This window comes from Methanosarcina acetivorans C2A (assembly GCF_000007345.1).
GTDB classification, from domain to species: domain Archaea; phylum Halobacteriota; class Methanosarcinia; order Methanosarcinales; family Methanosarcinaceae; genus Methanosarcina; species Methanosarcina acetivorans.
In genome coordinates this window covers 421,297-443,645 of the sequence record NC_003552.1, presented here as the reverse complement: position 1 = coordinate 443,645, position 22,349 = coordinate 421,297, and the positions used below count along the sequence as shown (strand labels likewise).

Below are 22,349 nucleotides of genomic sequence, written 5' to 3'. Positions count from 1 at the left end.
ATGGGTTTAGGACGAGCTCTTTACTATAATTGTTTTAATTCCTGTAGCCTAATAATCTTTAATCGTTCCATCCGTAATCCTGAGCACTCTTGAACATTCCTTTGCAACTTCAGGGTCGTGAGTTACTACAAGAATTGTCTGTCCCTTCTGGCTTAATTCCTTGAAAACCCGCACAATAGAATCTCGGGTTTTGCTGTCCACCTCTCCTGTCGGCTCGTCTGCAAGGATCAGGGCAGGTTTATTCGCAAGTGCCCTTGCAATAGAAACCCTTTGCTGCTCTCCCCCGGACAGCTCGGTGGGTTTATGGTTCAGGCGGTCTCCCAGGCCCAGGTCTTCAAGCAGGGTTTTTGCTCTTTCCTTCCTCTCTTTTTTTGGCACCCTCGAAAAGCGCATTGCAAGTTCCACATTCTCAAGGGCAGAAAGTGTAGGGATCAGGTTGTAGTGCTGGAAAATAAAGCCGATTTTCTCTCTTCTCACGCTCGGAAGCAGCTTTTCCGGAACTGAGGTAAGGTCTGTCCCTTCAAGAATGACTTTCCCGTCCGTGGCTTTTTCAAGGGTACCTATCAGGGCGAGAAGAGTTGATTTCCCTGATCCAGAAGGTCCCATGATAGCAAGAAACTCTCCTTTCCTTACGGTTATACAGGCACAGCGAAGGGCATGGACAGGAATTTTCCCCTGCATATAGGTCTTGGAGAGGTTTTCAACCTGCATGATGATTTTTTGTCCGTTGTTCTGTCCATTATTTCCGGATTTTTCTGCCGACATCGGGCCCTCCATTTTTTTCAGGCATGCTTCAAAACCTCCATTGGGATCGTCTTCGAAGCTCATCTTTTGATAACAATCTATGTTTTCAGAATATCTAATTTAAATGTTTCATGCCTCAGCTTTTTATTTGCTGTAATTGATGGTAAAATTTCATCGGAAACGAGTTTTATTGTAAAATCTCTGCATTCTTGAAGTTTTGGCTCAGAATTTTCTATAGATATTTTTCCGGTCTCCGACTTCGAGAACCAGGATTATCAGTTCAAAATCATGGATCGACATAATTACCCGGTACTTGCCGACTCTATAAGCAAAAATAGGAGAATTATAAGGAGTTTTTAACTTCTTGACATGCGCATAAGGATCATCTGCTATCTCTTCAAGAGCATCGTGCACGCGATCCTGAACATCTGCAGGCAACCTCTTCAAGTCTCTTTTAGCTGCAGGAGAATAAATTATTCGGTACATTCTTCAACCTTTGTTTTCCCGGTCCTTCCTCTTCTTTCTTTTTCGATTTCTCCCCAGACTTCTTCATGAGTAAAAAACTTGCCTTCTCTATAATCACGCAGTCCTTCTTCGATTTGTTTGATTGACTCTTCACTCAGCGGCTCCCAGTCATAAGCATTGGTAGCCAATCGTTTCACGACAGAGTTATAAGATTCCTGCGGATGGATCTTCAATCCATTAAGTAACTCTTTTACTTCAGGTTCAAGACAAATTGTAGTTGTGGCTGCCATAGTATCCTATAGGTGCCTATATGTTATAACATATATCTTTGCAGGTACTGTCAAGTCTTCGGGAAAATCAGGTATTTTTTCAGCTCTTTATCCCCCATCTCACGCATGCTTCAAAGCCTCCATTGGACTCATCTTCGAAGCCCTGTAAGCCGGATAAAGCCCCGAAAGAGCCCCTATCAGCAAGGCAAAAAGCATGGAAATTACAAGAAGTCTGGGGGTTATCAGGAAAAGCACAATCCTTGTCGTTTCAAGCCAGGCATTCATGATCTGGACAGCCCCGACCCCAACTATAATTCCAAGGATTCCCCCTAAAAGCCCCATGAATGAAGCTTCTCCAAGGGTAAGGAGCAGGATGTCCCGGGTTTCTGCGCCAATGGCCTTTAAAATTCCGAATTCCCTTGTTCTCTCGGCAACGGACATTAGCATCGTATTCATCACGCAGAGCCCGCCTATGATTGCTGCAAGGAGCCCTGAGCTGATCGTTATCACGCTGAAAATCATAAAGGACTGTCTTGCCTGCACCTCAAGTTCTCCCGGAGAAAGGGTACTTGTGCCTTTTACGCTTAACTCGATGCGTTTGGAGAGCATCTCTGCATCCACTCGCTCATCAGGCACGGCAAAGATGTAGGATACGGAATTTCCCACGCTGTAAAGGTCCTGGGCAGTTTCAAGGGGGATTATAACGGCGTTGTCAAAGATCGAGCCCGTATAATCAAGGATCCCAACCACGGTAAAATATTTATCATGAATTTCGAATTTGCTGCCCATTTCTAGTTCGTATTCTCTTTTGATGTTGTTCCCGACGACCACACTGTAGGAATCCCCGGGATTGAGGAAGCGGCCTGCTTTCAGCTCCACCGGGTTAAGGGCAACGCTGGACTTTTCAGGAGGGACACCGAGGATTTGCTTTCCGGTCATTCCCATCTTGTCCTCATCAAAGGTGGTCATTAAAAGCCCGTAGGCATCTTTTACCCCGGCTACTCGAAGCACATCGCTTACCTTATCGTCCGTGAGCCCTCCTCCGAAGACCCCGCTTTCGGCAAAAACCCGGATCTTATCGCTGGTTACACTCATGGAACGCTCAAAAGTCTGGTGGAAATTCTCGGACATTGCGCCCATAACTATAACAGCAAAAATCCCGAGGGCTATCCCGCAGATTGTCAGTGCGCTCCGGACTTTCCTGTTCGTTATGTTTCGGATGATCAGGTCAAACATAGTAATCCCGTATACGGATGCGTTTTAAGTTGTCAGTGTAAGCTGTTGTTTTGGACTTATCGAGAACACTTAGCGTGCTTCTTTTCTCCCTCTCTTTTTTCTCCCCAGCAAAATTGCAAAACACAGGAAAATTCCAAATGCTGTCTTAATCCCGAAGGCTGGTGACTCTTCCGATTGGGTTATTTCGGCTACTGGCTCAAATACCCGCAGAACTGTTTCGTGGCTGTCAAGGACTTCCCCATCAAGGTTTAACGCATATATTTTCACATTATAGTCTCCTCTGGGAACTCCCTGCCAGATAATTCCCACGGTGTCTTCTTTTCCCGCGGTCAGGATATCGGCAGTTTCTTCAAAGACCTGTACGTCTCCGTCTTCAGGAGTCAGCACGACCCTGATGACTCCGTCAAAGGGCACCTGGGATTTCCCTGCGACCGTAACGCTAGCTCCGTATTCGTCCACATCGATGTCCGTATCGATGATTTCCACTTTTTCTCCGGCCCTGAAGTCCGATGTATAAGCCGTGGTAATGTCAGGGGAGTGGGAATGTAACTTCAGGAGGGCTGTGTAATTTCGGTCTTTTTCGAGCAGGAAGGGCCAGATAATTGCTTTATAGTATGCGTCCGTTACGGGGACGTTTTCCGTCTTCTCGGAGTATATTATGTCCGTACCTGAAAGGAGTTTAAGGTCCAGGTCTACCATGGCGGGCTCGGGCATCTGAACGAATCCGAGATTTGCAGAGCTCATAAGGGTTATCAGAACGGAAGCTTTTTCGGAGTCTGCAGAGAAATCCACGATTTTGAGGTTTGAAAGATACTGGTTATTGTAAGAAAAGGAAAGTTTTCGGGATTCAAGTGTTTTGCTTCCGTCCTTTACAAAAATCTGTGCCGTATAGGAGTCTCGGTCTTTCCCATAGTCCTCTTCAAGCTCCCAGAAAAGGACTTTCGTAATTTCCTGTCCTTCTTCTACGGAGCCAAGGTTGAAAGTTTCCGATTTCAGAATTTCTTTTCCCGAGCTGAGGGTAAAAACAAGAGAAACGTTTTCAAGGGACTCTTCAAACCTGACCGTTGCGTCGCTCAGGTCATGGTCCGAGAAAAAATCAATAATAAGGGTATTTTCCGCTCCGACAGCTGTCCCGTTCGCTGCTGAAACAGGTCCTGCCTGGACACAGAAGAATATCAGGAATGCAATTAAAGAAAATAAACGGAAAGTAAAATCTCTCTGTTTTAAACAGTTCTTTTTTCCTGGCAGAATCAAGCCCGGTTCCTCCTTTTTCCAAAAACTGCCGGGAACCAGAGTCGGAGACCTATCTGGCTCTCTGCAATATGAATGTATGTAGGAACCTCTATGTTTAGGTTTTGATGTATTTGAAGCCGGTTTTTGATATATCGGAGTTCGGTTTAATTCCCCGGAGAAAGGCTCAAAAGCCCTGCTTCAGGTTTTTTATTTTCTTGCCGTAATCCAGGTCCCGCAGGAAACCGGAGATTTCTTGGCTACCTCTTCACCCAGAATTTCTCCAAGCAGGGAAGGGTCCCGGGCGTCCATAACTAGGGCGTCGAGCTTGCAACGTTCGATGATCTTTGCAGCTACCGGGTCTACAGGGGACTTGGAGCCCGCCTTCATCTCAATTGCCATTACTATGTTTATGAGCTTTTCAGGAGAGATCTTATCGTATTTGACCGCACTCGGGTCGCAGTTCGGGTCAGAAGAATAAACTCCGTCAATTGAGGTTGCAATTGTCAGGAGGTCTGCCCGCAGATACTCGGCAAGGATTGCAGCTACGGCGTCCGTGGTCTGACCGGGGGTAACTCCTCCCATTACCACGACTTTTCCTGAGTTTATGGCTTTTGAAGCTTCAAGATAGTTTGTGGGAATTTCAGGGTATCCGTCGGGCCCGAGAGCTGCAATAAGCAGTCTTGCGTTCAGACGAGTGATATCGATGCCTATGTAATCGCAGGTTACTTCATCTGCTCCCATAGCCCTTGCAGCACCGATATAGTTCCGTGCCGCTTCCCCACCGCCAGTTATTACGAGCAGTGTATGTTTTTTGGATATGTCGCGCAGAACATTTGCATATTTTAAAAAACGATCCGAATCAAGGTTTTTTGCGAGAATTGAACCGCCTAATGAGAGTACTATGAGCATGATGATCTCTACACATTGACAATTCGGATTTTTAAATGTATCGATGATATTTTTTACTCGAAGTTTTCCACATTTTTCCCATTCTCAATGCAATGCAGGGTTTCCGAGGTTTTTCCGTTCCATACTTTTTCAATGTTTATGACGGAAATTTACACATCTTTACTTGATTTTGATCTACTTTTCTATCCAGATTTTTATTTTCTTGCGGTAGTCACAGTGTTAATACATAACTATTTACATGGCTTATTTTAAACTATTGAGGGGAAATACTTTAAATTTACTTTTTGGAGGAGGCGATATCTTTTGAATAACGAAGTATATGCCGCAGTAATGGCTTCAATATCAAGTATCCAGAATCTTACAAATGATAGAATAGAAGCCCTTACCAAAGGCCATGGGATGACAAATATAGGTGCTATCTGTGCTGCAAACGCTATCTCTACGGAGCTTTTCCGGGGTGTGAATATCCAGCTTACCGACGAAGATAGCGGCAGCCTGGAAATCGATCACGTACTCAAGAAGGGCATTGAAGCTGCGGAAGAAGCCGGAGCAAGCCCGGCAAATGCAGCCCTTTTTGCAGCTACGATCTGCTATTTTGCAGGCTCCAATGCCCAGGCCGGGGTTCCTGCAGGAAACCGGAAACTTGGGGCTCTTGCACGTATGATTGCCGGAGCTGACAGGACAGGAGTTATAGCAGTTCCCACTCCCAAGTCCAACAATAAGGTATCGGGCTTTGCGGCGGTTCAGGCTATTTACAACGCCATGGCAGAAGGCAAACTAACCCGTATAGATGGAAGGAAGCTTCCTCTGGGTGTTGCCGGGGGTCCTCTTTATGGACACAACACTCTTGGGGAAGACATCGGTTTTCCTGAAGTTGCCATGAATTCGGCGAGAGTTGGCACTGAAGCTATGATGCAGGCTTACTGGGGGGCAGGGATTTCCGCAAGCCCTATAATTTCGGCCATTCTCGGAGCCGCAGCAGCTCTTGAAATTGTTCACCCTGATGCTTTTGTGGGGGAGGAATACGGAGGCTTTTTTGAAGTAAATAGTGCCTATCTTGCAGGCAAAGCTGCTTGCCAGGCTGCAGGCATCCCGGAAAAGCTCCATATGCGCGGCACGGACGAAGAATATGACTCCTTCAGGCTGGTAGGAGACCTCGGGGTCATCTTGAAAGACATAGGAGCTCCCACTGTTGTCGGGATGATGTCTTTTGGCGAGATGCTGTGTGCTTTTAAAGAGTCTGTCGAAATAGGGGCAGGTTTTTCCGGCGGACCTATAATGCCTCCTCTGGGGCATATGACTGCAGATGCCATAATTGTCCTGAGAGCCCTGATTAAGTTCGAAGGCAATACCGAACAGGCTGCAGATATCGTTGCAGAAGTAAAAAAGAACGAATGGCTTGACCCGGAAATCGCTGCGGTTGCCCTTAATACGATTGCAAGAAAAACCGAACAGGTCAGGAGAGGCCCTATTACACGTACCATGATCCTCGGGACTGACGGTGTTCGCTCAGCTGCCATTGTCAGGAGGGCAAAAAAGGCATATGAAGACATAAAAGCCGGAAAGTCGGTAGAGGACGTCGTGATGGAACTGGACCTGGAAAGGAAGAAAACTGTTGAAACCAGGGCAGCTGCGATGCTCGGGGCTATGACAGGGCACGATATCAAGATTGAAATCAAAAAACTGGTCGGAGGTGCCCGCAGGTGCCATCCCTTCACGAATTCGTATTATGGGTTTGACACCGATGCCGATATTGAATTAACTATAGACGGTAAGGTTTTCGAACTGCTGGGGCTTGGACAGAACGTGATCCCGGATGCTATTTTCAATGATCGAAAAGATCTTCTGGAAATCATTCCTCTCGCAGCCATACCCGTCTCCGAACTTCAGCTTTCGGGGCACTCAATTATCAATATCACGGTACCTGCAGCCGTTGCAGCTGCAATGAAAGTTACCGACCCGAAAGATGTTGCAAAGCTTGCGGAAAAGGGGGGTAAGTCCTGTTCAGCTGCAATTCCGGGAGCCCGGGAAAAGGCTGTGGACGTTGCAAAACTGGCAGTCAGAATAATGGAATCCATGGAAGGTATCTGAGTACCGTCCGGATGAAATCACACCAATCCACAAAAAACGTCCTGAACCGGGCAGAGGAGAAAGGGTTTAAGTTATAGGCTTAACCTCTTTTTCACCTCTGCCTTTTTCCTTTATGGAAATCAACGGGAGGTCTCTTTTTGCTTTTGATGGCTAACATTGATAATATCACCTGCGATCAGGTCCCTTATCTGATCGAAGAACTTATGGAACTTGGAGCTAAAAACGTACATGTAATACCTGCCTTTACAAAGAAGGGCAGGCCTGAGTATATTTTCCTTATTGACGGTGAGGAAGAAACTCTTGATTCCCTTGCCGAGTTCATGGCCCTGGAAACCGGTACTCTCGGAGTCAGGCTTTTGAAGACCGAGCATTACCCCTTTAACTACGAGCTGAGGAAGCTTTGCCTTTCTTTCAGGGACGAAAATGACCTGCCTCTCTGGGAAGGGGAAATTGATCTAAAAATAGTTATAGGAAAAGATCAAAAGCCCCTTTCTGCCCGGGTGGAGTACGAAGAACTTAAGGAACTGGCAGGCCGGGTAAGGGAAGCGGGCCTGAAGCTTTCCATGTACGAAATCAAGGAATTGATTGAAGAAAGGGCCCTGAAAGGCATAAAGGACTTTACTATCAATTTCAATGACAGTGGTCCTGGACTGGATAACGAGCCTCTGTCCCCTGTTTCGAAAAAACTGTACTGTGAAGATAAGACAAAAACCTGCTTCAGGAATTGAAGCCCGGTTTTACCTTTTTTAGGAGTAAGGGTCATTTTCCCAGAAGCCTTTCTTATTCTGGAAGATTTTTATCGTGAAGGGTATTATCATAAAGTGCCCATTATCTTATAGTTGCCAAAAATCTCCTGTGTACTACAACACTTAGCAAGAGTTAAGTAAAAGCACCATTAAGTATTTATAATAACATAATATTAGATCATAACTGACTAATCAGTCAATTGTAGAGAGAATACATGAAAGAACAGATCAAAGACAAAAATACAGCAATTATGGATGCTGCCCTGAAGCTCTTCACCGAAAGAGGTTTTCATGGCACCTCAACCGCACAAATCTCAAAAGACGCAGGTGTAGCCACAGGCACCCTTTTTAATTACTTTCCCACAAAGGAAGACCTTATAAACAGCCTATATTTTGAGGTTAAAGGAGAGTTAAGCCAGGCTATGGGGAAGGATATCGAAGCTGAGGGTACCTTTCAGGATAAATTAAGAAAAATATGGTCAAATTTAGTCAAATGGGGAGTAGATAATCCGGAAGAATTCCTTTTTGTCGGTCAGTTCTGCTCATCCCCCTATATCACAAAGTTTACGCGGGATGAAGTGATGAAAGAGTATGTCTTCCTCCATAAGCTTGTGGATGAAGGAATAAAAACGGAAGAGATCAGAGACTTTTCTGCGGAGCTGGTCATTGCAATGTTTTATCAGGGTAGCAGGGCGGTAGTGAATTTTATCCTTGATTCAGATCCATCTCTTGATGAAAACAAGATTATAGAAGATGGATTCCAGATTATCTGGAGAGGGCTGGCTAAGAATTAATTTTTTTTCACTCTTTTTATGAGTGATCAGTCAGTCGCATACCAGATTAAGAAATACACTATATAAAAACGCACATGAAATTCTTCGAATAACGGGCACAAAAAGATGAAAGTACGCATGGACTTTCATACCAAATAAACAGGAAATAAAAGGCATCCGCTTGGGCATTACTTGAATGCTTTACATTTATAATAACTTCAAAGAGCATGATTCAAATGTGAGGAGGAAATATGAAAAGACATTTTGCTATTCTGTTAGCTTCCCTCCTGATGTTTTTCCTGATTGCAGGATGCGTCACGAATGAAAGCAATAACACCAAAAGTAACATCTCAGAGAATGTTTCTGAACCATCGATAGTAGATAGCGTTTCTGGTGAGGAGTCTCAAGCGATGGCTGCTCCGGAAAGCGTAGCGGATGGGGCACCACAAGTCTATATGACTACTGATATCAGTCCGGAAGGGCTAATGGCTGTTTACGAAGCACTGGGCCGTAATGTTACCGGAAATGTAGCGGTAAAAATCAGTACGGGCGAGCCTGGAGGTCACAACTATCTTTCGCCTGATCTGATTAAAGATCTGGTACAGTCGGTGAATGGAACAATTGTTGAATGTAATACGGCTTACGGTGGCCGCCGTGCTGAAACAGCAATGCATAAACAAGTTATGATTGATCATGGGTTTACTGCAATCGCTCCAACAGATATTATGGATGAAGAAGGTGAGATTTCTCTTTCAGTTCCAGTTGGACAACATCTTGATGAGTTTATTGTAGGTTCTCATTTTGAAAATTATGATTCATGGCTTATTCTTTCTCATTTCAAAGGTCATGCAATGGGTGGTTTTGGTGGTGCATTAAAGAATGTTGCTATTGGAATCGCCTCTCCTAATGGAAAATCCTATGTCCATACAGCTGGAAGAACTAATGTTGTCGAGCAAATGTGGGCTGAAATCTCAGAAACTCCTCAAGATGAGTTCTTAGAATCTATGGCAGAGGCTAATGGAGCCTTTATGAATGAAGTAGGAGACAATGTAGTTTACATAAATGTTTTAAATAGATTATCTGTAGACTGTGATTGTGACTCAAGTCCTGCTGAGCCTACAATGGCTGATATTGGAATTATGGCATCTTTAGACCCTGTTGCATTAGATCAAGCAAGTGTTGACCAGATTTATGCAGCTCCTAATGGACAGGATCTTATCGAGCGCATGGAATCAAGAAATGGTACGCATATCCTTGATTATGCCGATGGGCTTGGTCTGGGTAGTCAGGAGTATGAATTGGTGATGCTGGATGCTTGATTTACTCCAGAGGGAGTTTATATATCTCTGGTACTACTTCAGCATCCAATTCAACCAAATTGCAAAATACTGGGCATTTGGCATTTTCCTGGGCTCGGTAATTTCCGTATTTGGTAAGGACAAGATCCACAGGTTGTTTGTTTCAATTCAAAACAAACGTCTTGGGGTATTTGGGGTGGTTCCGGCAGGCCTGCTCGGAATCGCCTCTCCTCTTTGTATGTACGGAACCATACCTATCGCTGCTTCATTCTCCGAAAAAGGCATGAGAGATGACTGGCTGGCCGCTTTTATGATGAGCTCCATTTTGCTGAATCCCCAGCTACTCATTTACAGCGCCGCTCTCGGCAGGACAGCGTTCATCATACGTTTTGTTTCATGTTTAATTTGCGGTATCCTGGCGGGGCTTTGTGTCCGGTTCTTTTTCCTAAACAAGAATTTTTTTAATTTTTCCGGATTTGCAGAACCGGCAAATCGAGATACAGATCCCAATATGCTGATTCGCCTGTTAAAAAACATCTGGAGAAATGTCAAGGCAACGGGAGGCTATTTTCTTATTGGTATCGCTCTCTCGGCACTTTTTCAGCGCTACGTGTCTCCTGACGCATTTGCAAGCCTATTTGGAAGTCAGCGAGGATTTGGCGTGTTGATGTCCGCAACGATAGGGGTACCTCTATATGTGTGTGGCGGAGGAACCATTCCTTTGCTGCTTGAGTGGTTGCGACATGGCATGAGTATGGGTGCTGCCGCAGCATTTATGATAACGGGGCCAGCAACAAAGATAACGAATCTTGGGGCTGTGAAAATTGTTCTTGGTTCCAGGCAATTCGGTATCTACCTGTTATTCACAATTCTGTTTGCAATTACAACAGGGCTTATTATAGACTTTCATCTATAATACCTTATTATTGGAGCTATACATGGTGTTTAGAAAAATTAGAGTTCTTGTGGTTGAAAGAGCAAAAATAATTAAACTCAAAAAGATCGTGTTACATTTCTTATTCTTTTTACTTCTGTTTTGTGCAGCTCTTATATTATTTATAAACATAGACCCGGCTTTCGGTGGGCATCCAACAAAAGAACAAACAGAAATGTATCAACATTTAAATAATTATGTTGATGGGAAATTTATTAATGAGGATCCTACAGAGTTGGTTATAAATTCCTCAGACGCTTCATCAACGGATGAGGATTCTGCTTCAGAGGCTAAAGACCGCAATCCGACCGGCCCAATTCCGGTTTCTGCTATTGACTGGAACAAAATTAAAAGTGAAAATGATAGCCTGACCTGGTTTGGACACTCTGCTTTTCTGCTTAGCATTGATAATAAAAAGCTATTGATAGACCCTATGTTGAGTCCTATTGCCTCGCCGGTTTCATTTGTGGGAATTAAAAGATATGAATATAGTGAAGATATTATGCTGCATCTTATTGATGAAATGCTGCCTATTGATGCAGTTTTTATTACACATGATCATTATGACCACTTAGACTATCAATCTATTGTAAAACTAGACAGCAAAGTATCACATTTCTTTGTTCCTCTTGGGGTTAGTGCTCATCTGGTTCGATGGGGTATTCCGGAAGGAAAAATTACTGAACTCAATTGGTGGGAGGAAACGGAGTATCAGGGATTAACCGTTGCTTTGACACCAGCCAGACATTTCTCCGGAAGAGATCCGTTTAATATTGATACTACCCTATGGGGTGGATGGGTCATTCTTGGAAATAACACTCGATTATATACTAGCGGAGACACCGGATACGACATCCATTTTAAGGAAATAGGAAAGGAGTACGGACCTTTTGATATCACCTTAATCGAAGGTGCCCAATATGATCCGAGCTGGTCGGATATTCATATGGTACCAGAACAATCTGTCCAGGCCAATTTGGATGTAAATGGTGAGACCATGATGTTGATGCATTGGGGAGCATTTACATTAGCTAATCATGGTTGGAATGAGCCAATAGAAAGGGCGCTGGAAGAAGCAAACGAAAGAGAAGTGAACATAATTGCTCCTCAAATCGGTGAAACTGTTCTATTGGATTCAGACCTGCAAATGCCTCTAACTTCATGGTGGGATTTCTGATTTAGGGGTGCAAGTAAATCAGGTGGTATCGCTAGCAAAGAACAGTAAAGTGTCTTTATATCATAGGACTTACGCAGTTGAACAAAAAAGCAGTGGCATGAGACATCATACTATCTAAATCGCAATATTCATGATAAAGCCCCATGTGCTTGTTTTTACATTTCAAGTGCGTAACTCCTAATGTATAGAAATAATGTAGTTATCGTAAACTTTATGTTGACTGAAATCATTCAATGAGATATACTTTGTCTAACATACACGAAAGGAGCTTAATATGGCAAGAGTAACAAAAACAGTTGAAGAGCGCCATCAGGAGATTATAGACACTGCGAAAGCGCTCTTTATGGAAAATGGGTTTGATAAAACACAAATATCAGATATTGCAAAGAGAATGAACGTGGCACAGGGACTTGTGTATCATTATTTTAAGTCAAAAACAGAAATGCTTTATGCAGTTATTGATGAACTGGCAGAAGAAAAGCAAAAAGAAATGGAAACTGTCATGAATAGGACAGAAAGTACAGCACTTGAAAAGCTAACTATGCTGCTGAGTTTCAAGATGAATTCGGATAATTTCGGAAAGCTTATGCCGAGTATATCCAGTGATGTCGCAATAATTGAATACTGTTCTATTAAAAAAGCAGCAGTTGCTATGCCAATACTGTTGTCTCTAATAAAGCAGGGTAATTCAGACGGTTCATGGAATTGCGATTACCCAGAAGAGAGTGCACTGTTTATTTTACGTGGATTAAGTGGTTTCTCTGATAGTACGGACGATTTAGCCGTTAAAACAGAAAAAGAACAGATACTTATACACATTATTTTTAAAGTTCTTGGTTTACCATCAAATTAGGATGACAGAGTTTCTTAGTGCGTATAAGAAAGAGACAAAAATAAGCCGCCTGGTATATGTTGAAAAAAGGAAATGAAATGAAAGCAGTTATTGTTTACGCATCAGTACATCATGGAAATACGAAGAAGATTGAAGAAGCAATGGCAAGTGTCATATCTGCAGATGTTATTGATGTTACCAGGAAAATAAAACCTGATTTATCAGGGTATGATGTAATCGGATTTGTATCAGGAGTGTACTTCCATACATTTCATGAAGGAATAAAGAAGTGCATTGAGGAAAACATGTCTTCAAAGGGACAGAAAGTGTTCCTTGTAGCTACCTGTGGCTTAGGATACAGGGATTACACAAAAGGAATGAAAGATACATTGGCAAAGAAGGATGTTCTGTGTATGGGGAGCTTTCAGTGCAGGGGTTGGGACACATACGGTATATTCGGGAAAATAGGTGGGATTGCTAAGAAGCACCCGAATGATAGGGACTTAAAAGAAGCACAGGAATTTGTATTAAAAACCGTATGTAAAACAAACAATTGATTGATGCTGCATTCTTCCAATATGTTTTTGCTTTTGATCCAGTATGAATGTTTCTGGGGAGAAACTCTGCATATGCTCTCCAATTATATGTATGAATCTCATTTAATTCCTCAATAGCTACCTCATTTTCACATTTTGGATATTTTACACCTGGGCAATTCATGCATAAAAAGTGATGCAGTTGTCGTAAACTTTATATTGACTGAATTCATTCAATAGCTTGATTGAATTCGTTTAACAAGATGTCCCGATTATGACGGCTTTCCGCTTGTGAAGGGAAATGCTATCAGGAACATGTGGAGGAAATTGGTCTATGGAAAAAGAAAACAATACATCAGAAGGAAGAGGCGGAATGAGCGAAGTGAATACGATACCGGATCTTTCACAGATCTTAAGTTCAGAGCCACATTGGACAAACACCAAGTACAGTAAGAATATGCTGATGGATGCCTTAGTGAAACATCTCCTCGGCCTGATGCCATACGGTATGTCGGACCTCGGAGAGGTTCTTGAAGTAGTCGGTCATCTTAAACCCGGCGATGAAGGGCGTTGGATAAACGCATGGGGTGCCATGGCACAACGTCTACAATATAGAGCTGAAGAGGCGGAACGGGCAGATAAACAGATCACTGCATCCACTTCATTCCTTCGGGCGTCAACTTACTGGCGTGCCTCCCTGATGAACTTTAGCCAGCCCAATGATTCGCGTATCGGCGATTATGCACGTGCAAGCTCAAAGTGCTATGAGCGGTACCTTGAATTATCTGGTTATCCCGGGCAGTATGTTGAGATCCCTTATGAAAACAGTTTTCTTCCGGGTCATTTCTACAGATCTCCTGTTGCAGTAGATAACGCTCCGCTGCTCATCATCACACCGGGTAGGGACACCTGGGCCGAAGATACACGCTGGGTGTATGATGGCGCCATCAGACGAGGAATCCATTGTCTGGTGTATGATGGTCCTGGGCAGGGGTACGCCCTGAGACTCAACAATATGACCTTCAGGCCTGACTGGGAGAATGTCGTAAGCCCGGTGATAGACTTTGCACTGACAATACCGGGGATTGACCCTTCCAGAATCGGACTAATGGGATTGAGCTTCGGTGGTTTTCTGGCTCCAAGAGCCGCAGCTTTTGAAAAGAGGATCAAATTATTGATTGCTGATCCTGGGAATATCAGTTGGGGAGGTTCAATCATCAGTAGATTAAAGCCTGTGAGTAAACTGCCAAGGTTTTTGCGTCCATCATTTGTTGACTCTATGATGAAAGATTACGCGTGGAAACATGGTGTGTCCGTAAAGGAAGTCTTCAGGATCCTTGAGGAATATGACAATACATCCGTAATAGACAAGATTACATGTGAGACTCTGGTTATGGATGGAACCGCTGAAATTATTCCCGGGCAGGCGAAAAAGTTTTTTGACGCATTAAAGTGCCCCAAACACTACATGTTGTTTGATGAGACCACAACCTCCCAATCACATTGTCAAATGGGAGGTTACACTACCGCAACGGAGTATCTGTTTGACTGGATCGACGAAAGGCTATGACGCCTGTATTTGCAACTGTTTATCAATTAATTAACTGAAGGAGTCCTATCATGAAAATTGCGATTGCCCCGAAGAGACCTCACTGTTTATTTTACGTGGATTTGTGACCTGAAAAATGAACAGTTTTGAACACATGAATTGAGATAAATAATGAATGGGAGAAAATAAATGAAAGCAGTTATTGTTTATGCATCAGTACATCATGGGAATACGAAGAAGATCGCAGAAGCAATGGCAAGTGTCATATCTGCAGATGTTATTGATGTTACCAGGAAAATAAAACCTGATTTATCAGGGTATGATGTAATCGGATTTGCATCAGGAGTGTACTTCCATACATTTCATGAAAGAATAAAGAAGTGCATTGAGGAAAACCTGTTTTCAAAGGGACAAAAAGTATTCCTTGTAGCTACCTGTGGCTTAGGATATAGGGATTACACAAAAGGAATAAAAGATATATTAGCAAAGAAGCATGTTTCGTTTATTGGGAACTTTCAGTGCAGGGGCTGGGATACATACGGTATATTCGGGAAAATAGGCGGGATTGCTAAGAAGCATCCGAATGATAGGGACTTGAAAGAAGCGCAGCAATTTGTATTAAAAACAGTATGTGAAAAAACGATTGATGATGTTGCTTTACTTGGATAAAAAAATTGACCATATCCGATAAGTGATTCACCAAATGACGATTTCTATTTATCCCGCCGTACAGCCCGAATCTGAATCCAATTGAAAGAGTGTGGAATCTCACTAGAAAACTGTGCGCTCATAATCGATCATTGCAGATTTCCGGGTATTGAATCCACGCTTGTTAGTGGAAATATGGTAGTTTTTTCAAGTAAGCAGGAATAATAAAAAAGATCAGAGATAAATGGGATTATAGGGGGTGGGGGATGAACAAAATCAAGAAAGCTGCAGCATACACATTCTGCTTTTTGCTTCTATCGGGTGTTGGAATTATCCTATTCATGGACATACACCCTGCTTTCGGCGGGATTCCAACGACAGAACAAAAAGAAGCTTATCGGGAATTAGATAATTATGTTGATGGCAATTTTGTTAATGATGTACCAACAAGGAGGGCATTTGTAGATCCTTCAGATACTACATCGACAACCAACACTTCTGCTTCTGAAGTTAAAGACCGCAATCCTGTAAGCCCAATTCCTGTTTATGTTATTGACTGGAACAAAATAAACAGTGAAAACGATAGTTTGACATGGTTCGGACACTCTGCTTTTCTGCTTAACGTAGATAATAAACAGTTACTGATAGACCCTATGTTGGGCCCTGTTGTCTCACCGGTCTCATTTGTGGGAAGAAACAGATATGAATACAGTGAAGATATCATGCTGCATCTCATTGATGAAATGCCACCAATCGATGCAGTTCTTATTACACATGACCATTATGATCACTTGGATTACCGGTCCATTGTAAAGCTAAATAACAAAGTATCGCATTTCTTTGTTCCTCTTGGGTGTAGTGCTCATCTGATCCGATGGGGTATTCCGGAAGAAAAAATTACGGAACTCAACTGGTGGGAAGAAACGGAGTATCAGGGTTTGACTGTTGCTTTGACGCCATCCAGGCACAGCTCAGGAAGAAATCCATTCAATATCGATACCACACTCTGGGGAGGCTGGGTCATCCTGGGAAATAAGACCCGGGTGTATACCAGTGGGGACAGCGGATACGGTCCACATTTTAAGCAAATCGGAGACAAATACGGACCTTTTGATATAACCCTGATCGAAGGTGCCCAATATGACCGTAATTGGCCGGATCTCCATATGGTACCTGAACAAGCTATCCAGGCTAATCTGGATGTAGGTGGTAAGACAATGATGCTGATGCATTGGGGAGCATTTACATTGGCTAATCATGCCTGGAATGAACCAATAGAAAGGGCATTAAAAGAGGCAAAAATAAGAGAAGTGAATATAATCGCTCCAATGATCGGCGAGACAGTCCTGTTAGATTCAGACCTGCAAACGTCTCCAACTTCGTGGTGGGATTTCTGATCCGGAGGCGTAAGTAAATCAGGTGGTATCACTAGCAAAGAGCAGTAAAGTGTCTTGTATCATTCATGAAAAGAGAGATGAACTTCGATATAATACACATTCTGTTTTTCTCAATACAGTAGTTTTGAATACATATAGTTTACAAATATATTAATTACAACCTTCTTGAAATGTTGAAAAATCTCATCTAAACACAAGATCTTTTGTGCTTTAAACTGTGGGAAATTTTTTGCTATATTGTCTATTTTGTACATTAAAATATACCAGTTTTCTTCTTTTGGCATTATTAATCAAACATAGCTATTTCTTTATTCCGGTATTTCATCAAGAGCAAAACAGAGTATTTCAGCCTTTGAAGGCTTTTTATATATCACTTTGACTTTCTTCTTATTCTTGCCAGAAAATGCCTAAATATGCTTTTGTATCCTTCAACAGTATATGTTTCTGCTTTTGATCGAGTATGAATGTTTCTTGGGGAGAAACTCTGCATATGCTCTCAAATAATCAGTTATTACTTCTCCAACTTCTTTTGCCTTTAACTTTTCCAGAGTTTTTGTCTTGTTTTTGTTCCTCTACTGCCAAAAGAGCAGTCGATGAATTTCTTCCCATCTCTATCAACAGCAATCCAGATCCAGCAGTATTTTTTTGTTCCCAATATATGTACGCATCTCATCTAATTTCACAATAGCTACCTCATCAGGCTGTCTCAAAACTCAAACCATTTCTACAATTGGATAATGAACAACGTTGAATTTAAAAACAAGACCACCTAAATTAGAGAAATTTATACATGAATTAACCTTGTAGTAGAAAAATTTGACACAATTGTAGAATTAACTTTAGTTTTGAGACAGCCTGTCATTTTCATTTTTTAGATCCTCGAATTCACTCCCAATTTTCGAATCCATTTTTGAACAGAAACATGGCTAACACCTAAAAAACGTCCAATTGAACGAAATCCTAATCCTTCAAGATAGAGTTGTAAAGCCTGTCGTTTAATAAATGTGGGGCTAGCAGTTGATTTTATCTCTGCTGAATAATTGTATCTGTAATCATGACATTTAATAGCGTTGTCGACTATCAATTCTACCTTTCTTTTTATGACTGGAACTTTTACACCTGGGGCAATTCTATATAAAACGCACATGAAATTTCGAATTACAGGCACAAAAATGAAAGCACTCCGGAACTTTCATGCTAAATAATGTAGTTATCGTAAACTTTATATTGACTGAATTCATTCAATGTAATATACTGTGTCTAACATACACGAAAGGAGTTTAGTATGGCGAGAACAAAAAACAGTTGAGTCTCGGGAACATGGCAAAAATAATGGAAAATATCGATGCTGAAATCTCATTTCTAACTTCTTTCACGGAGGAAAGAGCATGACTCTGAAAATAATCGATAACCTGCAGAAACTCGGTTTCACGGAAAACGAAGCCAAGATATATTCCGTTCTTGTTTGCCTGAAAAAGGCAAACGCAAGGGAAATTTTCGAGGCAAGCGGGGTTCCCAGATCCAAGATCTACAAGGTCCTCCGGAGAATGGAGGAAAAAGGATACGTGCAAATAATCGACGGGCAGCCGACCTGTTACCGGGCCAAGGAACCTGAAGAACTGATATCAAGGATCAGGGATGATCTAATTCTTTCCCTTGCCGAAACCTCTTCCGAGTTAAAAGTTCTGAGTCTGGAATGTGGAGCATGTGATGTAGGGAATTCAAGCAGATACCACGGAAAAGTCCGGAGGCTGGTTTGGGCTTAAAAGAGAATGTCCAGTGAATCTTAATATTTTCAGGTAATCCGATTGATAATAGGAGAATCGGAGGATTTTCAGAAGGTCTGACTAACAGCAGGTAAATCGAATCCAGTAAATCGGATCGATGCTCAGGAAATCTGGCAGACAAAAGATAAATCAAATCGATATTCGGTAAAAAGGTCATATTTTAAGCTTCTTTTCAGGAAACACGATAGATAGCTTTTGCTGTGGAGTTTTCCTGAGGTAACAATTCAAAAAAGTGAAATTTATTGATTCAGCCCGGCGGGGGGAACCAGCCATAAAAAACACATATGAAAAATTAGGGATATTTATCCAGAACAACCGAGCAACTATCCTTGCTGTTGTCTGCGTACTGGTTTTGCTGTCTTTCCAGGGCGCTCAGCGAATATAGATGGCATCTGGGACCGAAAACCGGGTGTCAAAGGACTCGTAGCTGTACAAGGACTATGACCATCTTTTCCTGAATACCTTCGAAACCGAAAGCATCATTATCATGGTCGAGGGAAATGATGTCGGGTCTGCGGCGCTCCTGAAAGCAACCGATCGCCTGGGCCAGTAGGTTGAACCCGTGCCAGGGGTTGTAGGGGTCATAAGCCCGGCATCCATTGTTAAACAGATAAATTATGAACTTACCGGAAGGTCAAAAGTCCCGGATTCGGACAATGAAGTCCGGGAGATTATGGAAAAACACGGGGAAGACTTTTCAGCCCTGATAGCCTCGTCGTTCCCTATGCTCAGCAGTTTCGGGCTGGTCAGGTTATCGACGTCCTCCTGGCAATGTTCGTGACCTTTGTGCTTTTCCCGCCCCTGATTATTTACATGGACGGGCACAGGGGAAAAGAAATGGAGATCTTTGGGAAGATTTTTGGAAAGCTTCCCGGGAAGAGACAGCTGTCAGAACCTGTAAATGTCTGAAAAACGGTGCATGCAAATAGTGTATGAAAAGTAAGCAAGATGTAAAAAATAGACAATGTATGAAATTTGTAGGCCTAGCGAGGGACATGGATATGAAATCAACATTAACAGAGATCCTATTCCTTTCTGAAAAAAGGAAGGATGTGCTTTTGTTCCTCGCCGACGGCCCGAAAAGTGCCGAAGATATCAAAGGAGCTTTCATTGGTCATCGGTTAAGGAATTTTCTTGCCTGAAGGATATCGATTTTGCACCAAAAGTCGCCTTAAATTTTGTCCTTTTTACATGAAATCGATATCCAGTTCCAATCACCAATGGGATACAGTTTTTGAGAACTGTTACGAAAATGGAGGCAATTTATCATGATTCCTCACTTAACCGAAGACGCATGAAGGAGCTTTTGACTTTCCCTGGAAATCCATGACCCCCCAGATAAATAAACTTGTGAAAACAGGACTGATGGCAAAGGAAGGAGATACGTACCGGCTTTCGGGCATGGGACCCGTGGTGGTTGCAAACATGGAACGTCTGCTCGGGACCCTGGAGCTTTACGAAGAGAATATGGATTACTGGAAGAACCATGATCTCAGTTCCCTTCCCCCTTACCTGAAAGAAAGGATTCACGAACTTGGCAGTTGCAGAATCGTGCCCCTTAAAAAAGAAAACATAATGCTCCGGAGCGGTTTCCTGAATGAGGTTCTGAATTCAAGTAAGGTCCTGCTCCTTGCTTCGGTCTTCCATTCTGACATCCCGTTCCTTTATTCAGAGCTTCTGGGGAGAGGTATCGACACAAACATCATAATAACTGAAACCGCTTTCAAAAGCATGCAGAAGGAACTGCTTGAAGAAAAGGATGTAATCGAATTGAAGAACCCCTTATTCGGGAAACTTTTTGAGGAATACAGAAAAGAGGCAGGCAAACTCCTGAACAGTGAAAATCCGGATGTCTTCATCTATCCGGGGAATGAAGTGCCTGCATCTATCCTCCTAACAGACACCTTTTTTTCAATCATATTCTACGAGAAGAATGGGAACATTCCCAGGCAGGGCATCTGTTCCTGGGATCCGGGAGCTCTGAGCTGGGGGGAGGAGCTTTTCATGTACTACAAATGTAATTCCCCGAATCAGAAATAGTGAATGGCCGAAAGTTTTTTAGGTTCGAAAGAGCCTGAAAAAGACTCCTAACCCGGAATACTTGAACATGATCGTATGGTTTTGTTAACCGGAAGGGCAGATGAAGTAAGAACAAGCTGAACTTTAACGGTGGTTTTTCTCCAATCATTTTTGAACTTTTCCGAAGTAACCGGTATGGCATCTCCCGTGGTTATTTTCCAAGTGTCAGCGAGGCCTACCCAGAAAAACTGCCAAAATGAAAAATCGCTTTATACCTGGCAAGGAACTTAAAGGAAATTTCAATTCGAAATATACAGCACTGAAATTTTGAAATTGTGAATTCAAAAAGAAAAAATGCGGCTTCAGCTTTTGTTTCTTCATCTTTTTCATATAATTCAGGAGCAAGCTGGTTGCTGGCGCAACCGTGGAGGGCATGAGACTGGATTACGAAGCCGTAATCCAGGCAATGATCAAAAAGCAAAATGAAAAAGGCTGTAGAAACCCACTGCAAACCTGTTCAAAAGGTCCAGATATTTGAGGTCCAGTTTCCAACACCATAAGAATCTTGATGCAGGAACTTTCGGGATAGGAAATGTAAAGTTATTATAACAAAAACACAAATGAATGACTAAATGACTGATTAGTCATTATTCGAAATCGAGAGTTAAAATATGGACCCGCAGGTTAAGGACAAAAAAACCGCAATTGTGGACGCAGCCCTGATGCTCTTTACGGAAAGGGGTTTTCACGGCACATCAACCGCCCAGATTTCAAAGGAGGCGGGGGTTGCCACAGGCACTCTATTCAATTACTTCCCTACGAAGGAATATCTCATAAATAGCCTGTATTTTGAGGTAAAAGGAGAGCTAAGCCGTTGTATGGGAAAAGGGATCAAGGCAGAAAGCACTTTCCAGGACAAGTTGAGAAAGCTCTGGTCAAATTTAATCAATTGGGGGTAGACAATCAGGAAGAATTCCTTTTTGTCGGGCAGTTCTGCTCATCTCCCTACATCACAAAGTTTACGCGGGATGAAGTGATGAAAGAGTATGTCTTCCTCCACAAGCTTGTGGATGAAGGAATTAAAACGGGAGAGATCAAAGACTTTTCCGCGGAGCTGATCATTGCAATGTTTTATCAGGCTAGCAGAACGGTAGTGAACTTTATCTTTGATTCAGATTCTTCACTGGATAAAAATAAGACTATGGAAGACGGATTCCAGATTGTTTGGAGAGGGCTGGCTAAGAATTAATTTTTTTCACTTAACTCATGAGTGATCGGTCAATCCGGATATCACTCAATAGTACAAAAAAAATAGTTTGAAGAAACCGGGTGAACTAAAAATGCTGTACAGAAAAATGCCTAAATATGCTTTTGTATCCTTCAACAGTATATGTTTCTGCTTTTGATCGAGTATGAATGTTTCTAGGGAGAAACTCTGCATATACTCTTCAATAATCTGCCATTACTTCTCCAACTATGACTAACATCTAAAAACGTCCAATTGAACGAAATCCTAATCCTTCAAGATAGAGTTGTAAAGTCTGTCATTTAACAGATGTGGGGCTAGAAGTTGATTTTATCTCTACTGAATAATTGTATCCGCAATTATGAAATTTAATAGCGTTGTCGGCCATCAATTCTCCCGTTCTTTTTATGACTGGAACTTTTACACCTGGGACAATTCATGTATAAAAATAATGTAGTTG

General features: G+C 42.4%; 25 protein-coding genes and 3 pseudogenes. 19 read left to right on the top strand and 9 right to left on the bottom strand.

Annotation, left to right across the window (positions count from 1 at the left end; translation table 11 throughout):
- Nucleotides 1-48: 48 nt before the first annotated feature.
- The 6 genes from MA_RS01975 to pyrH all read right to left on the bottom strand — a co-directional run bounded on the left by MA_RS01975 (nucleotide 49) and on the right by pyrH (nucleotide 4,856).
- On the bottom strand, nucleotides 49-765 hold the full coding sequence (locus MA_RS01975; protein ID WP_048066087.1) for an ABC transporter ATP-binding protein: 717 nt from the start codon (nucleotides 763-765) through the stop codon (nucleotides 49-51).
- 201 nt (nucleotides 766-966) lie between these two features.
- Nucleotides 967-1,230: a type II toxin-antitoxin system RelE family toxin gene (locus MA_RS01970; RefSeq protein ID WP_011020433.1), complete on the bottom strand. Its 264-nt coding sequence runs from the start codon at nucleotides 1,228-1,230 to the stop codon at nucleotides 967-969.
- Entirely contained in the window at nucleotides 1,218-1,499 is a 282-nt protein-coding gene (locus MA_RS01965) for a DUF7557 family protein (RefSeq protein WP_011020432.1), read from the bottom strand. The genes MA_RS01970 and MA_RS01965 overlap by 13 nt, the downstream gene beginning before the upstream one ends.
- A gap of 99 nt (nucleotides 1,500-1,598) precedes the next feature.
- Complete coding sequence (locus MA_RS01960; protein ID WP_011020431.1) at nucleotides 1,599-2,714, bottom strand: ABC transporter permease; 1,116 nt, start codon at nucleotides 2,712-2,714, stop codon at nucleotides 1,599-1,601.
- A gap of 69 nt (nucleotides 2,715-2,783) precedes the next feature.
- Entirely contained in the window at nucleotides 2,784-3,968 is a 1,185-nt protein-coding gene (locus MA_RS01955; protein ID WP_011020430.1) for a hypothetical protein, read from the bottom strand.
- 186 nt (nucleotides 3,969-4,154) lie between these two features.
- Nucleotides 4,155-4,856: a UMP kinase gene (gene pyrH, locus MA_RS01950; protein WP_011020429.1), complete on the bottom strand. Its 702-nt coding sequence runs from the start codon at nucleotides 4,854-4,856 to the stop codon at nucleotides 4,155-4,157.
- A 303-nt stretch (nucleotides 4,857-5,159) separates the two neighbouring features.
- Here pyrH and MA_RS01945 point away from each other — a divergent pair, with 303 nt between their 5' ends.
- The 12 genes from MA_RS01945 (at nucleotide 5,160) to MA_RS01895 (ending at nucleotide 16,837) form a co-directional block, all read left to right on the top strand.
- Nucleotides 5,160-6,947: a hypothetical protein gene (locus tag MA_RS01945; RefSeq protein WP_011020427.1), complete on the top strand. Its 1,788-nt coding sequence runs from the start codon at nucleotides 5,160-5,162 to the stop codon at nucleotides 6,945-6,947.
- A gap of 146 nt (nucleotides 6,948-7,093) precedes the next feature.
- Nucleotides 7,094-7,675, top strand: coding sequence for a nickel insertion protein (gene larC / locus MA_RS01940; protein WP_226990917.1), 582 nt, complete (start codon nucleotides 7,094-7,096; stop codon nucleotides 7,673-7,675).
- Nucleotides 7,676-7,908: 233 nt separating this feature from the next.
- Nucleotides 7,909-8,487 (top strand): TetR/AcrR family transcriptional regulator, encoded by a 579-nt coding sequence (locus MA_RS01935; protein ID WP_011020425.1) that lies wholly within the window; start codon nucleotides 7,909-7,911, stop codon nucleotides 8,485-8,487.
- A gap of 230 nt (nucleotides 8,488-8,717) precedes the next feature.
- Nucleotides 8,718-9,785, top strand: a complete 1,068-nt coding sequence (locus MA_RS01930) for a DUF362 domain-containing protein (protein WP_011020424.1) — start codon at nucleotides 8,718-8,720, stop codon at nucleotides 9,783-9,785.
- Nucleotides 9,778-10,680: a permease gene (locus MA_RS01925; RefSeq protein WP_011020423.1), complete on the top strand. Its 903-nt coding sequence runs from the start codon at nucleotides 9,778-9,780 to the stop codon at nucleotides 10,678-10,680. The genes MA_RS01930 and MA_RS01925 overlap by 8 nt, the downstream gene beginning before the upstream one ends.
- A gap of 22 nt (nucleotides 10,681-10,702) precedes the next feature.
- Nucleotides 10,703-11,875, top strand: coding sequence for an MBL fold metallo-hydrolase (locus tag MA_RS01920; RefSeq protein ID WP_083755866.1), 1,173 nt, complete (start codon nucleotides 10,703-10,705; stop codon nucleotides 11,873-11,875).
- Nucleotides 11,876-12,149: 274 nt separating this feature from the next.
- Nucleotides 12,150-12,728, top strand: a complete 579-nt coding sequence (locus MA_RS01915) for a TetR/AcrR family transcriptional regulator (protein ID WP_011020421.1) — start codon at nucleotides 12,150-12,152, stop codon at nucleotides 12,726-12,728.
- 56 nt (nucleotides 12,729-12,784) lie between these two features.
- Nucleotides 12,785-13,264, top strand: coding sequence for a flavodoxin family protein (locus tag MA_RS01910; protein ID WP_011020420.1), 480 nt, complete (start codon nucleotides 12,785-12,787; stop codon nucleotides 13,262-13,264).
- Nucleotides 13,265-13,616: 352 nt separating this feature from the next.
- Nucleotides 13,617-14,813 (top strand): alpha/beta hydrolase family protein, encoded by a 1,197-nt coding sequence (locus tag MA_RS01905; protein ID WP_157860075.1) that lies wholly within the window; start codon nucleotides 13,617-13,619, stop codon nucleotides 14,811-14,813.
- Nucleotides 14,814-14,981: 168 nt separating this feature from the next.
- Nucleotides 14,982-15,461: a flavodoxin family protein gene (locus tag MA_RS01900; protein ID WP_011020418.1), complete on the top strand. Its 480-nt coding sequence runs from the start codon at nucleotides 14,982-14,984 to the stop codon at nucleotides 15,459-15,461.
- A gap of 50 nt (nucleotides 15,462-15,511) precedes the next feature.
- Nucleotides 15,512-15,613, top strand: coding sequence for a transposase (locus tag MA_RS29685; protein WP_083755980.1), 102 nt, complete (start codon nucleotides 15,512-15,514; stop codon nucleotides 15,611-15,613).
- Between the two features lie 93 nt (nucleotides 15,614-15,706).
- Nucleotides 15,707-16,837 (top strand): MBL fold metallo-hydrolase, encoded by a 1,131-nt coding sequence (locus MA_RS01895; protein ID WP_048064866.1) that lies wholly within the window; start codon nucleotides 15,707-15,709, stop codon nucleotides 16,835-16,837.
- A gap of 286 nt (nucleotides 16,838-17,123) precedes the next feature.
- On the opposite strand, the pseudogene MA_RS24950 reads toward MA_RS01895, so the two are convergent.
- A pseudogene (locus MA_RS24950) lies at nucleotides 17,124-17,532 on the bottom strand (IS1 family transposase); the annotation flags it as partial.
- Between the two features lie 165 nt (nucleotides 17,533-17,697).
- A pseudogene (locus MA_RS01890) lies at nucleotides 17,698-17,922 on the bottom strand (helix-turn-helix domain-containing protein); the annotation flags it as partial.
- A gap of 303 nt (nucleotides 17,923-18,225) precedes the next feature.
- Here MA_RS01890 and MA_RS01885 point away from each other — a divergent pair.
- The 7 genes from MA_RS01885 (at nucleotide 18,226) to MA_RS28285 (ending at nucleotide 21,892) form a co-directional block, all read left to right on the top strand.
- Nucleotides 18,226-18,603, top strand: a complete 378-nt coding sequence (locus MA_RS01885) for a TrmB family transcriptional regulator (protein ID WP_011020416.1) — start codon at nucleotides 18,226-18,228, stop codon at nucleotides 18,601-18,603.
- Nucleotides 18,604-19,186: 583 nt separating this feature from the next.
- Nucleotides 19,187-19,405 (top strand): hypothetical protein, encoded by a 219-nt coding sequence (locus MA_RS01880; protein WP_048064865.1) that lies wholly within the window; start codon nucleotides 19,187-19,189, stop codon nucleotides 19,403-19,405.
- On the top strand, nucleotides 19,402-19,533 hold the full coding sequence (locus tag MA_RS29260; RefSeq protein ID WP_281085314.1) for a hypothetical protein: 132 nt from the start codon (nucleotides 19,402-19,404) through the stop codon (nucleotides 19,531-19,533). The genes MA_RS01880 and MA_RS29260 overlap by 4 nt, the downstream gene beginning before the upstream one ends.
- A gap of 92 nt (nucleotides 19,534-19,625) precedes the next feature.
- Nucleotides 19,626-19,766, top strand: a complete 141-nt coding sequence (locus MA_RS01875) for a hypothetical protein (protein ID WP_157860074.1) — start codon at nucleotides 19,626-19,628, stop codon at nucleotides 19,764-19,766.
- 208 nt (nucleotides 19,767-19,974) lie between these two features.
- Complete coding sequence (locus MA_RS01870) at nucleotides 19,975-20,664, top strand: helix-turn-helix transcriptional regulator (RefSeq protein ID WP_157860073.1); 690 nt, start codon at nucleotides 19,975-19,977, stop codon at nucleotides 20,662-20,664.
- A gap of 650 nt (nucleotides 20,665-21,314) precedes the next feature.
- A complete protein-coding gene (locus MA_RS28290; protein ID WP_011020412.1) occupies nucleotides 21,315-21,602 on the top strand; it encodes a TetR/AcrR family transcriptional regulator in 288 nt (95 codons plus the stop codon).
- Nucleotides 21,518-21,892 (top strand): hypothetical protein, encoded by a 375-nt coding sequence (locus tag MA_RS28285; RefSeq protein WP_226990723.1) that lies wholly within the window; start codon nucleotides 21,518-21,520, stop codon nucleotides 21,890-21,892. The genes MA_RS28290 and MA_RS28285 overlap by 85 nt, the downstream gene beginning before the upstream one ends.
- A 103-nt stretch (nucleotides 21,893-21,995) precedes the next feature.
- Here MA_RS28285 and MA_RS24945 read toward each other — a convergent pair.
- Nucleotides 21,996-22,329: pseudogene (locus MA_RS24945) on the bottom strand (IS1 family transposase); the annotation flags it as partial.
- Nucleotides 22,330-22,349: the final 20 nt, after the last annotated feature.